The sequence below is a fragment of the Actinokineospora spheciospongiae genome (genome assembly GCF_000564855.1).
Taxonomy (GTDB): Bacteria; Actinomycetota; Actinomycetes; order Mycobacteriales; family Pseudonocardiaceae; genus Actinokineospora; species Actinokineospora spheciospongiae.
In genome coordinates this window covers 1-12,274 of record NZ_AYXG01000187.1, presented here as the reverse complement: position 1 = coordinate 12,274, position 12,274 = coordinate 1, and the positions used below count along the sequence as shown (strand labels likewise).

The 12,274-nt window shown below is 76.4% G+C and carries 8 protein-coding genes; 3 read left to right on the top strand and 5 right to left on the bottom strand.

Annotation, left to right across the window (positions count from 1 at the left end; genetic code table 11):
* Window positions 1-10 precede the first annotated feature (10 nt).
* Together UO65_RS24315 and UO65_RS24310 are read right to left on the bottom strand one after the other, a co-directional pair.
* Window positions 11-1,405, bottom strand: a complete 1,395-nt coding sequence (locus tag UO65_RS24315) for a DUF2867 domain-containing protein (protein WP_035286676.1) — start codon at window positions 1,403-1,405, stop codon at window positions 11-13.
* Entirely contained in the window at window positions 1,402-1,779 is a 378-nt protein-coding gene (locus tag UO65_RS24310) for a hypothetical protein (RefSeq protein ID WP_035286675.1), read from the bottom strand. Before UO65_RS24310 ends, UO65_RS24315 begins: the two co-directional genes overlap by 4 nt.
* A 122-nt stretch (window positions 1,780-1,901) precedes the next feature.
* Between UO65_RS24310 and cutA the strand changes: the two genes are divergently transcribed.
* Complete coding sequence (gene cutA / locus UO65_RS24305) at window positions 1,902-2,219, top strand: divalent-cation tolerance protein CutA (RefSeq protein ID WP_035286673.1); 318 nt, start codon at window positions 1,902-1,904, stop codon at window positions 2,217-2,219.
* An 8-nt stretch (window positions 2,220-2,227) separates the two neighbouring features.
* On the opposite strand, the gene UO65_RS24300 is transcribed toward cutA, so the two are convergent.
* From UO65_RS24300 to UO65_RS24290, 3 genes are all read right to left on the bottom strand, one after another.
* Window positions 2,228-3,382, bottom strand: coding sequence for a P-loop NTPase family protein (locus UO65_RS24300; RefSeq protein WP_035286672.1), 1,155 nt, complete (start codon window positions 3,380-3,382; stop codon window positions 2,228-2,230).
* Window positions 3,379-5,103 carry a dynamin family protein gene (locus UO65_RS24295; protein WP_084176215.1) on the bottom strand — a complete coding sequence of 575 codons (1,725 nt, stop codon included), beginning with the start codon at window positions 5,101-5,103 and terminating at the stop codon, window positions 3,379-3,381. Before UO65_RS24295 ends, UO65_RS24300 begins: the two co-directional genes overlap by 4 nt.
* A gap of 222 nt (window positions 5,104-5,325) precedes the next feature.
* Window positions 5,326-7,110 carry an IniB N-terminal domain-containing protein gene (locus tag UO65_RS24290; RefSeq protein WP_035286669.1) on the bottom strand — a complete coding sequence of 595 codons (1,785 nt, stop codon included), beginning with the start codon at window positions 7,108-7,110 and terminating at the stop codon, window positions 5,326-5,328.
* Between the two features lie 273 nt (window positions 7,111-7,383).
* On the opposite strand from UO65_RS24290, the gene UO65_RS33615 reads away from it, so the two are divergent.
* Window positions 7,384-9,456: an Hsp70 family protein gene (locus UO65_RS33615; RefSeq protein ID WP_052021719.1), complete on the top strand. Its 2,073-nt coding sequence runs from the start codon at window positions 7,384-7,386 to the stop codon at window positions 9,454-9,456.
* A 73-nt stretch (window positions 9,457-9,529) separates the two neighbouring features.
* Entirely contained in the window at window positions 9,530-11,932 is a 2,403-nt protein-coding gene (locus UO65_RS24280) for a helix-turn-helix transcriptional regulator (RefSeq protein WP_035286667.1), read from the top strand.
* Window positions 11,933-12,274: the final 342 nt, after the last annotated feature.

Sequence of the window (12,274 nt, the reverse complement as noted above, 5' to 3'; positions counted from 1 at the left end):
CGGCAGCGGGTCAGGCGGCGTCGGCGAGCTTGCGGGCCAGGGCGTGCGCGCGCCGGGTCTGCTTGCGGGCCATGACCCGGAACACCACCAGGTGGATCGGGTACACCGCGCGCCAGTACGCCCAGCCGAGCAAGCCCTTCGACCGCAGCGCGCCCACCTGCCACAGCCGGGGCTCGGCGCCGCCCTCGATCCGGTAGCCCAGCCACGCCTCACCGCAGAACCACTTGTCGGTGTAGAGCACGATGTGGTGGTCGCCGCAGTCGGCGACGGTCCACCAGTCGACGGTCGCGCCGACCTCCACGGTGTCCGGGCGGTGCAGGGTCAGCTCCTCGCCGAAGAGCTTGCCCAGCCAGATGCGCAGCACCCACGCCCACGCCCAGCCGTACCAGTGCAGGTCGCCGCCGCAGCGCGACAGGTCGAGCCGGGCGCCCTTGACCTCGCCCCGGTCCATCTCCACGCTGGTGCTGAGGTTGAACACGCCGTCGACCACACCGTCGGCGAAGTCGAACACGTCGTGCGCGACCCGGTCGCGCTGGTCGTCCAGGGCGCGGGCGATGGCCTCGGCCATCGGCACCCGCTCGACGTCGAACGGGCTGTCGGCCCGGGTGACCACCACGTCGTTGCGCAGGCTGTCGATCAGCGACCCGCTGACCGCCCGGTCGACCGGGGTCACCGCGTGCACCCAGTACGACGACAGCCGGGGCGAGAGCAGCGGCACGCGCACGATCCGCCGCCGCCGCAGGCCGCGCACCCGGGCGTAGAGCTGCATCAGGTCCTCGTAGGTCAGCACGTCCGGCCCGCCGACCTCGTGCACCCCCGGCGGCACCCGGTCCTTGTCGGCCGCCTGGCGCAGGCAGGCCAGCAGGTCGGACTCGGCGATCGGCTGCACCCGGGTCCGCACCCAGCGCGGGCACACCATGAACGGCAACCGCTCGGTCAGGTAGCGCAACAGCTCGAAGGAAATGCTGCCCGACCCGATGACCACGGCCGCGCGCAGCTCCACGACCGGCACCCCGGTCCCGGCGAGCAACTGCCCGACCTCCTGCCGCGACTCCAAGTGTTCGGAAAGCCCCTCGTCGCCCAGGCCGCCCAGGTAGACGATCCGCCGCACCCCGGCCGCCGCGGCGGCGTCGGCGAAAGAACGGGCCATCGCCCGGTCCCGGTCGGCGAAGTCGGCGCCACCCGCCATGGCGTGCACCAGGTAGTAGGCGGTCCGCACCCCGTCGAGGACACCGGTCAGCGCGGCGGTGTCGGCCACGTCCACCGCCGAGGACCGCACGTTGCCGCCGCCCGGCAGCGAGTCGAGGTGCCTGCCCAGCGCCAGCACCGGCTCCCCCGCCGCGTCGAGCGCGGCGACCAACCGCTGCCCGACGTACCCGCTCGCCCCCGCGACCGCGATCGTCATGTCAGGCGCAGGTGCCGGGTGAAGGTGCGCACGGACCCGAACGCGGAGTGCCACCCCGCCGCACCCGCGCCCCGGGACCGGGCCACCCGGTCCTGCCAGGCCGCGTGCCCCACCGCCACCTTGATCGCGGTGTGGCTGGAGCGCTCGCGCAGCGCGGCGGCCATCAGCGGCACCAGCTCCGCGCGGATCGCGTCGTCGTCGAGGTCGGGGGAATCGACCAGGTGCGGGTTGCGGCCGAACAGGTCGACCGTCATGGCGCAGGCCAGGTCGCGGTCGCGGACGCAGCAGTCGAAGGCTCGGAACACGAAGTTCAACAACCGGTCGTGCTGCTCGCCCCACACGACGCCCGCCAAGCGCGGCCCGAAGGTCGCCATGCAGGTTCCCCCAAACGGTCGGATCAGGACCCCCGACGGTAGTCCTGGGACCGGGCGCCCACCACTCGGCGGGGGCCGTTGCCCGACCGTTCTCCCTGGCACCGATCGCTACCCTGGGACCGGTGGACGGACACGTGTTGGTGATCACCACCTGGGACGACGTCGAGGCGGCGACCCGGCTCGGGGAATCGTTGGTGGAAGCGCGTCTTGCCGCCTGCGCGCAGGTGGTGGGGCCCGTGCGCAGCGTCTACCGGTGGGAGGGGGCCGTGACCTCGTCCACCGAGTGGCAGCTCCACGTCAAGACCACCGGGGAGCGGGTCGCGGAGGTGACCGAGCACATCGTTGCCCAGCACGGGTACGACGTGCCGGAAGTCATAGCTGTTCCGATCACCGGCGGCCACCGCCCCTACCTCGACTGGGTGACGGCCGAGACCGGCTGACCGCGGGCTCAGGGGGCGGTGGTGGCACCACGGGTCACCAGTTCCTCGCAGCTGCGGACGACCACCAGTGCGGCCCGGCGGGCGCGGGAGTCCCGGCGGGGGTCCTCGGCGTGTGCCCGCCAGCGCAGGACGGCGGTGTGGGCGTCGTCGGAGACGGCGAGGCGGGCGGCGGGGGTGGTGCCCTGGGCGCCGAGGAGGTAGCGGGCCTCCGCGACCTCCTCGCCCAGGGAGACGCGGCCGGTGTCCAGGTCGGCCAGGAGGCGGAGTTCGCGCAGTTCGTGGGCGCCCGCGAGGACGCGTTCCACCTCGGCGGCCAGGGCGGGGGCTCGGGGTTCTCGGCGCAGCACCGCCTCCAGGCCGAGCAGGGCGGTGCGGGCGCGCAGCACCGGGGAGCGCTCGGCGAAGCGGGTGCCGATGGCGGTGCGCAGTTCGGTGATTCCGCTGGCGCGCACCAGTTCCGCCGCCAGCGCGGCCCCGGTCAGGCCGCGCCGCGCCTGGGTGGCGGCGAGGCGGACGCCGAAGAGGCCGAGGCGGGTCAGCAGGGCGGGGCCTTCGGCGGGGAAGGCGGTGGCGAACCGGTCCGCCGAGAGCAGCACCGGGTCCAGTTCCGCCCTGGGCACCCGGCCCAGCGCCGCCAGCGCGGACGCCTCGGTGGGGGTCAGCAGGGACGCGCCCAGCGCCAGGGAACCCGCCACGGCCAGCACGTCCTGGCACAGGCCGCCCAGTTCGGCCGACCGCGCCCGCCGCCGCGCCACCTGCCGGGCGGAGACCAGGGCGTCGACCCGGCCGCCGCCCAGTTCGTCGGCGCGGGAGAGCACGACCAGCGTTGACACGGCGGCGGCGGGGCGCAGGGGGCGGGTGTCGGCGGCCGGGTGCGGCAGCAGGTGCACGACCGCGTCGGTGTCGGTTTCGGGGGCGTCCACCAGCTCCACGTCGCCGGGCCAGTCCACGGTGAGGCGGTCGGTGCCCGGGGGGACGGGTTCGCCGACCACGGCGTTGAGCAGGGTCGTGCGGCCCGAGCGCGGGGGGCCGGTGACGGTGACCCGCAGCGGTCCGGTGAGCCGGGCCATCGCGGTGCCCAGGAATGCTTCCGCGCGCGGGCTGTCGCGGTAGTGCGGCAGTGCCCGTTCCAGCAGGGACCACGCCGCCTCGGCGAGGTTCACGCGCTCAGCGCCCGGGCGGGCCGCTGGGCGCGGATCGCCTCGACCCGCCTGCGCAGGGCCAGCAGTTGCTCCAGCCCGCGCCGCACCTCCGCCGCGCGGGAGGCGCGGCGGGCGGCCTCGGTGTCCAGGTCGAGCTTGATCGCCCTGGCGGACTGGGTGGCCTCGCCGCGCAACTGCTGGGCGACGGCGGCGAACCGGTCGCGCAGGGCCCGGTGGATGACCCTGGTGGCGTCCTTGGTCTCCTTGCCGTAGGAGAGGAAGAAGTCGTCCACGTGGCGCTGGGCGGTGGTCTTGGCGATGGCCTGCCTGCGCTTGAGCCGGGCCCCGCGCTCCTCGAAGACGCTGCGCGCGCCGAAGGCCACCCCGGCGCCGACGGAGAACGGGTTGATCAGCGGCAGCCCGGCCAGCGAGGTCGCCAGGCCGGACATCAGCAGGCCGCTGTAGGACCCGCGCAGGCCGACGAACAGCTTCTGCGGGGTGCTGAACTTCTCGATGTTCGGCGTCCGCAGGGTGCCCACGTGGTTCTCCGAGACCTCGCGCAGGAGGTCGGAGGACCAGGCGGACCCGGACGCGGCGCCCAGCGGGCTGTGCCTGGCGATGCGGGCGGCGGTCCACTCGAACCGCTCCAGCAGCCAGTCGGAGTGCACCTCGGCGACCGCGGTCAGGTTCTCCCGCATCCACTCCTCGAACTCCGGCCACACCTTCGCCGGGTCGGCGACCTCGAAGTAGTCGTCGACCTCGCGCAGGATGCGCCGGGTGCGGTCGCGCAGGTCGTGGTCCATGTCGGCCATCAGGTCGGCCACGTCGTCGGCGAGCAGGGTCTGCCAGCGGGCGGCCGCGCGGCCCAGCTCCTCCACCCGGCGGCCCGCGGCGTGCCAGGCGGCGGTGGCGGCCGGGTCGGCGCCGGGCTGACCGGCGTCGAACTCCGCGCGCAGCGGCACGATCAACTGGTCCAGCGCCAGGCCGCTGGTCGCCGCCGCGACGGCGGCGACCACCCGGCTCGGGTCGGCCAGGATCTCCCGGCGCAGGCAGTCGATCAGCTCGGCGAAGCCGGACTCGGCGTTGAGCCGCTTGTCCCCGGCCTTGGCCGCGGCCAGCCGCAGCACCGACGACACCGGCAGCAGCGGCGCGGCGATGCCCGCCTCGGCCAGCAGCCTGCGGTCGACCTCGGCCACCCGCCGCCACGCGGGCACCATGTCGATCTTCGTCAGGGCCACCAGCACGGTCGGGCACAGCCTGCTGACCTGGGCGAGCAGGTCGATCTCCAGCGCGGACAGCTCGCCGGTGGCGTCGGAGACCAGCAGCACCGCGTCCGCCTCGGCCAGCACCGCCATCGCGCGCGCGGTGCGCGGGCAGCCCGGGTCGCCGATGCCGGGTGAGTCGACCAGCACCAGGCCCTGGCCCAGCAGCGTGCGCGGCAGGCCGATCTCGGTGCGCAGCACGTCGTCGCGGACCAGGGCGAGCTTGTTGGCCCGGGCGGTGGCGGTCTCCACCGGTCCCGCGTCGGCCGGGTCGGCGGCGGCGCCGATGGCCGGGCGCTCGTCGGTCACCACGGTGGCGGTGGGCCGCTCGGCGTGCCGGACGACGGCGGGCACGGCGGTTGTCCGGTCGTCGCCGACCGCGCAGACCGGGGCGTTGAGGAGGGCGTTGACCAGTTGGCTCTTGCCCTGCCCGGGGGTGCCCACGACAGCGACCCGGCGACCCGGATCTAACAGTCGCATTCGACGATCCAGCAACCGATTCACCAGATCAGGGCGTCGACCCGCCGAGCAAGCACGGACGGTGTCATCGAGAAGCGCGAGCCACGGTGGAACGGTCACTCACAAGAGTGTGCCGTAACTTATCTGTGACAGAAACCAGGCGGGGTCCACCACTCGGTGAACCCCGCCCGGTTTGACAATCCATTCACGTTTTCCGGCTCCCGGTTGCCCGGGAGCGCCGGATCAGTGACCCAGGTGCAGACCGTCGGTCAGGCCGCCCACCTCGGGCAGCGCGTCCTCGACACCGTGCACCAGGTCGCCCAGCGGGCTGGCGTCCACGACGCCGCCCAGGGTCTCCGGCAGGTGCGCCAGGTCCGGCAGCGGGTTGACCACCGGCAGGTCCGGCACGTCGACCGGGAGGTCGGTGGGCAGGTCGACCGGCAGGTCCGACAGGTCCGTCGGCAGCTCGGCGGGCAGGTCCGACAGCTCCGGCAGCGCCGGGACGGCGGGCAGCTCGGCGGGCAGGTCCGACAGCCCCGGCAGGGCCGGGAGGGTGCCCAGGCCGTCCAGGGCGTCCAGGCCGTCGGTCAGCGGGGCGGTGCCGGTGGACAGCGCGTCCGAGACCGGGGCGGTGGCGCCGGTGAGGAAGCCGCCGAGGCCCGCCGGGGCCGCACCGGAAGCCAGGTCGGCGGTCTCGCCGACGAGCCTGCCACCCGCGGAGACGAAGTCGGCCACGGTGCCCGCGGACAGGTCGCCGCCGCGCAGGGTCTCCGCGTCGAGCAGGTCGCCCGGGTCCACCAGGTCGGCCAGCTCCGGGGTGGACACCCCGTGCACGCCGACGCTCAGGCCGGACAGGTCCACCTCGCCCAGCGGGGTCTCCAGCTCGGCGCCGAGGGCCAGGTCACCGGCGGCGTAGTCGAGACCGCCCTCGACCCCCAGCACACCCGCGTCCAGGTCGGTGCCCGCCGAGAGGGCGTCGCCACCGGTCTGCACGCCCGCCCAGACGGCCTCGGTCTCCAGGCCCGCGTCGGCCTGGAGGCCGTCGTGGTCCAGACCCAGGGCCGCACCGGCGGACAGGTCGTCGGCTTCCACGCCCGCGGTGGCGTAGACGCCGTCGCGGCTCGCGTCGAGGGAGGCACCCGCGGACAGCGCGTCGGTCTCCACACCCGCCGTGGCGTGCACGCCCTCGGTGGAGGCGTCGAGCGCGGCACCGGCCGTCACGAAGTCGGTCTCCACGCCCGCGACCGCCTGCGTGCCATCCTCGGTGAGGGCGTCCAGGGCGACGCCCGCCTCCAGCTCGTCGGTGTCGAGCACCGCGCTCGTGGCCACACCGTCGGTGGTGTCCAGCTTGGCCTCGTAGGCGGCGAAGTCGGTCTCGCCGTGGGTGCCCGCCTGGACGCCCTCGAAGCCCGCGGCGAACGCGCTGCCGCTGTCGAGGTGGTCGGTCTCGACCGCGAGGTGGCCCCTGGCGCCCTCGGTCGAAGCGGCGAAGGCGCCGTGCGCGGTGGCGTGCTCGGTGGTCAGGTCGGCGTACCCGGCGGCGGTGCCGTCGGTGCCCACGGCGACGCCCGCCTGGCCCTGCGCGTGGTCGGACTCGAACACGGTGTCGAGCGCGGCACCGTCGGAGCCCGCGGCCAGCCAGGTGGTGGCCCCGCCCTGCTCGGTGTCGACGTCGAACTTGCCGTCGAAGCCCTCGTCGGCGGAGTACACGCCGGTCGCGGTGGCGGTGACGACGTCGGTGTCGACCTGGCCCGCGAACGCGGCCCCGCCCACCTCGGCCACGGCCTGCAGCCGCGCGATGGCGTCGTCGCCGTCGGTCGGGATGGCGAGCTCGACGCCCTGCCCGTCGCCGACCGGCGCGTAGTCGACGACCAGCGGGATGACGTCCTGCACGTCCTGCGCGGTCACGTCACCGAGGCCCGCGTCGCCCAGCGCGGCGGTCGGGTTCGCGGCGAACGCGGACCGAGCGGCGTCGTCGGTCAGCAGGTTCAGCACGAAGTCGTGCAGGGTCTGTTCCTGGGCAGACAAGAAACGATCTCCTCTTATACGCAAAGAAAGCTTGGTGTGCCCGAGGTCGGGGGCATCGACCCCGGGCTGACGACGACAACGCTAGGGATCGGGGGGTCCCCTGCCATCGGGGAACACACCCCGTTGCGTCCCCTACCCGAAAGAGCGACAACATTTCGCCTATTAGGGGATTAGGGACTGTTCTTCTGACCACCCGGGGTTGGTCCCCGGGGGTGGCTTGCTGGTACGAACAGGGACCGTTGTTCCCCCCGTGGACCTGGTGGATGGAGTCGCATGGCGCGCGTGCCCTACGTGCTGGGCATCGACGTCGGCCGCACCCGCGGCACGGCGGCGGTCTGCAGGCGCGGGAACGCGGGCCACGGCCGGGCCGAGGTGGTGCCGGTGGACGGCGGCGCCCGCTGGTTCCCCTCGGTGCTGTTCGTGGCCGCCGACGGCGAGGTCGTGCCGGGCCGGGCGGCGCTGCGCCGGGCCGAGGCGGAACCGGACCGGCTGGCCAGGGCCGCCCTCGACCGGGTCGGCGACGACACCGCGGTGCTCCTCGGCGGCGAGCTGTACCCGGCGGAGGCCCTGGTGGCCGCACTCGTCGCCTGGGTGGTCGACACCGTCGCCGAGGCCGAGGGCGGCGACCCCGACCGCATCGCCGTCACTCACCCACCCGAGTGGGGGCCCCACCGGCGCAGGCTGCTGCACGAGGCCCTGCACGAGGCGGGCCTGCCCGGCGCCCTGCTGCTGCCCACGGTGGTCGCCGCCGCCGAGACCCGCCACGCCCGCGACCCGGTGCCCACCGGCACCGCCCTGCTCGTCGCCCTGGTCGGGGCCGCGCACAGCGAACAGGCGGTCCTCTACCGCGGCCCGTCCGCCTTCGACCTGACCGCGCACACCGCCCACCCCGCCACCGCCCCGGGCGACCACCTCGACGACCTGCTCGCCGAGCACGTCCTGGCCGCCACCCCCACCCCGGCCCCCGACGAGACCGTCCCCGACCTGCGCACCGCGGGCCCGGTCCGGGCCGCCGACCTGCCCCGGCAGGCCATGGCCGCCTTCCGCGAGGCCTGCACCGCGGCCAAGGAGCGGCTGTCGGTCGCCACCGAGGTCCGCGTCCCCCTCCCGCACACCCCCGGGGACGTGACCGTCCCCCGGACCACCTTCGCCGAACTCGCCCGCCCGACCCTGGCCGCGGTGGCCGACCAGGTGCGCTCGCTGCTGGCCACCGTCCCCCCGGAACACCTGGCGGGCGCGGTCCTGGCGGGCGGCACCGCCCGGGTCCCGCTGCTGGCCGACCTCGCGGGCTGCCCGGTCGAGGAGGACCCCGCCACCTCCCCCGCCCGCGGCGCCGCCCTCGCCGCCCGCCCCCGCCCGACCGGCTCCCCCGGGGGCCGCGCGGGCAGACCCGGCCGCCCCGACCCCGGCAGCGACCCCGGCTTCCCGCCGCTGAACCCCGGGACCGGGCCGGGCAGCCACCCCGGCTCCGGCGCGGCCGGGGCGGGCAGCAACCCGGGCTTCCCGCCGCTCGGCTCCACCGGGGTCGGAGCGGGCGGCGAAGCCGGTCCCGCCCCCACCGGTGTCGGCGGCGACCCCGGCTTCCTCCCGCTCACCCCGGGCGGCACGGACTTCGACCCCGCCGGATTCCCCGGCAACCCGGGCCCCGGGGGCCTCGTCCCGCCCGCCCTCGGCGGCGTGGACTTCGCCCCCACCGGGGCACCCGCCCCGGCCGGACCCGGTCACCCCGGCCACACCCCGTTCGACCCCGACGGGGGCTCCGGCCAGGCAGGCGCTCCCGGCAGCCGACCCGGTCACGCCCCCGGCGGCGCGGGTGGGCTTCCCGGCCACCCCGGCAGCCACCCGGGCTTCGCCCCGGTCACCCCCGGTGGCCCGGCCTGGTCCCCCGGCGGTCCCGGCCACGCGGTCGTCGGACCCGGCGGCCCGGCGGGCGGCCAAGGCCCGCACAGCGATCCCCGGCTCACCCCGGCCGTCCCCGGCGCGTTCAGCCAGCCGAGCAGCCCCGGGCTCGTCCCGGCCACCGCGGGCCACCCCGGCCCGCCCGGTCACGCCCTGGTCCCCGCCACCCCCGGGGAGCGGCGCCCGGACGGGCTGGTGCTGCCCGCCCGCAGCGTCACCGCCCACCTCAGCGCCGACCCGCTGCTGGCCCCCCGCCCCACCCCGGCGCCCCCGCCGCCGAGGCAGGCACCGCCGCCCGCCCCGGCCGAGCCGCCCGCCGCCGTCGACGGCGCCCCCGACTCGGACCCGCCGCCGCCCCGGCCGCCGGTGGAGCTGACCCCGCTCGTCCCGCCCCCGCCCCGCTTCACCTTCCCCCGCCGCTCCCGCGGCGAGGAGGACACCCGGTGAGCGCGGGTCCCCGTTCCGCCCCCGTGCCAGCCCAGTACGTCGCCCCCGCGACCCGTTGTGATGAGGACCGCCGTTGATCCCCGGACACCCGCAGCCGAGCGAACTCGTGCTCGACGAACCGACGCGGCGGCTCTGCGCGTCGATCACCGCGGGGGAGACGGGGCCGGTGCGGCTGGCGGTGATCGCGCCCGGCGGCTACGGCAAGAGCGCCCTGCTGGACCTGCTGGCCACCGCCGAGGGCGCCGAACGCCACCGGCGCGGGCGGTCGGCGGGCGCCCGGCTGCTGCTCGTCGACGACGCGCACCTGCTGGGGGACGACGACTTCGCCGAGCTGGCCGAGGTGGCCCTGGACGACCGGGTCGGCCTGGTCGTCGCCGCCCGGCCCCGGCCGCGGCCCGCGGGGCTGACGGCGCTGCTCGGCAGGCTGCGCGGGCAGATCGCGCTGCGCCCGTTCGACCGCGAACGGGTCCGCCGCTGCCTGGCCGCGGCCACCGGCGCGGCGCTGCCGGACGCCGTGGTCGACCTGGTGCTGCACCAGACCGGTGGCATCCCCGGCCTGGTGCACCGCCTCGCCCCGCACCTGCGACCGGACACCGCGACCGTGCCCGCGGGTGCGATCGAGGACTTCCGCTTCGACGTCGACCGCCTCGCCCCCGACACCGTGCGGGTGCTCATCGCGGTGCAGGCGGGGGTCGGCGGGGACGCGGAACTGCTGGCGGGCCTGGTGTCCGGCCCGGCGGGCGAGGCGGCCGAGGAGGCCAGGGCCACCGGCCTGCTCGGCCCGGACGGGTCGGTGCCGCCGCTGGCCGCCGCCGCGCTGCGCGAGCTGGTGCCCGCCGACCAGCGCGACTCGGTCCTGGGGGCGCTGGCCGACCTGCAACTGCGCCGCGGCGGGGCGCTGCTCGACTTCGCGGGCGCGCTGCTGGCCGCGGGCACCTCGGGCGGTTCCGCGGCGGCGGTCTACGCCGCCGCCGCCGAGCAGGCCGACCCCGCCCTGGCCGTGCGCCTGCACGAGGCCGCGGCGGACGCGGGCCACCCGGTCGACGAGGTCCGCCGCGCCGAGGCCGAAGCCTTGTCCGGGGCCCTGGACAGCGCACTGCGCCGCGCCGACGCGCTGCTGGCGACGGCGGGCGGCGAACGCCGGGCCGCCGCCGCGGGCGTCGCCGCCGCCGCGCTGGCCCACCGCGGCCAACTGGCCCGCAGCGCCGAGCTGTACCAGTGGTCCGGGCAGGGGGCGCTCGCCGCGATCGGCCTGGTCGGCGTCGGCAGGCTCACCGACGCCCGAGCGGCCCTCGACCGCGCCGCGACGGACGGCCCACCCACCCTGCTCGCGGGCGCGGTCAGCTCCGCCGCGCGCGGCATCCTGGCCTCTGTGGACGGCTCCGGCCCCGCCGCTCTGTCCACTGTGGTCCGCGCGGCGGAGATGCTGGAACCGGTCGGCCACGACGTGCTGCTGCCGGACAGCCCCGCCGCACTGGGCGCCCTGCTGGCCCTGCACACCGGAGCGGGCGCACTCGCCGAGCCACTGCTGGAACGGGCGACCGCGGCCCGCGTCGGCGGCGCGCTGCTGGCCACCCGCCACCGCCTGCTGGGCGCCTGGTCGGCCATGGTCCGCGGCGACGGCACCGAGGCCACGGCAGCGCTGTCGGAGGCAGGCACCCCCCTGTCCCCGCGCGACTGGCTGTTCGCCGTGGGCCTGGCCGTCGGCACCGCCCGCCGCGGCAGCGACCTGGCGGCACTGCGCCGCACCTGGGAACAGGCGTACGAGGCGGTGGTCCGCCACCCGGTCGACCTGTTCACCCTGCTGCCGCTGGGCGAGTTCGCCGTCGCCGCGGCCAGGGTCGGCGACCGGGAGCGGTTCGCCCCGCACCTGGACCAGGCCTGGGACCTGCTGCACCAACTGGGCGACCCACCCGCGTGGACCACCATGCTGCACTGGTCCTGCCTGCACGCGGAGATCATCGCCGAACACCCCGCCGCCGCCGACGACCACGCCGCCGCCCTGGCCGCCAACGCCACCGCGGGCCCCTTCCACGCCGCGGTGGCCTCGGCGGCGAGCTGCTGGCGCCACGTCCTCGACGGCGAGGTCGACCCGGTCACCGTCGAAGCGGCGGCCCGCGGCCTGCACGCGGTCGGCCTGTGCTGGGACGCGGCGCGGCTGGCGGGCCAAGCCGCCATCCGCACCTCCGACCGCAAGGCCATGCTGTCCCTCCTGGACTGCGCCCGGATGCTCCAGGGCCAAGGCACCGCGGGCCAACCGCAGGAGGAGGCCGACCGCGTCGGCGCCCGCCTCAGCGAACGCGAACTCCAGGTCGCCACCCTGGTCGTGGAAGGCCTGACCTACAAGCAGATCGGCGACCGCCTGTTCATCTCCGCGAAGACGGTCGAGCACCACATGGCCCGCATGCGCGCCCGCCTCGGCGCCACCAGCCGCTCGGACCTGCTGTCCCGCCTGCGCACAGCCCTGGACCGCTGACCCCGCAAGCGGACCAGCCGGGTTCGGGGCGGCAGACCACCCCGAACCCGGCAGGCGCAGCGACCATCGACCCGAACCGCGGGCCAAGCCGCCAACCACCCGAACTCCCACCGGGCGCAGCCGGCGACCCCCGCCAACCGCCAGCCCGACGGCCAGCCACGCCGACCCCCACCAGGCGCAGCCGCCGAGCACCCCACCAACCACCGGCCCGGCGGCCCGGCACGCCGAACCCCTTCCGGCGCAGCGAAACCCAGCCACCCGACAAACCGCCGGCCCGGCTACGAAAACGCCCGGGTGGGTGGATCTGCTTGGGTGGGGGAAGCGATCATGTGCAAGCCTGCC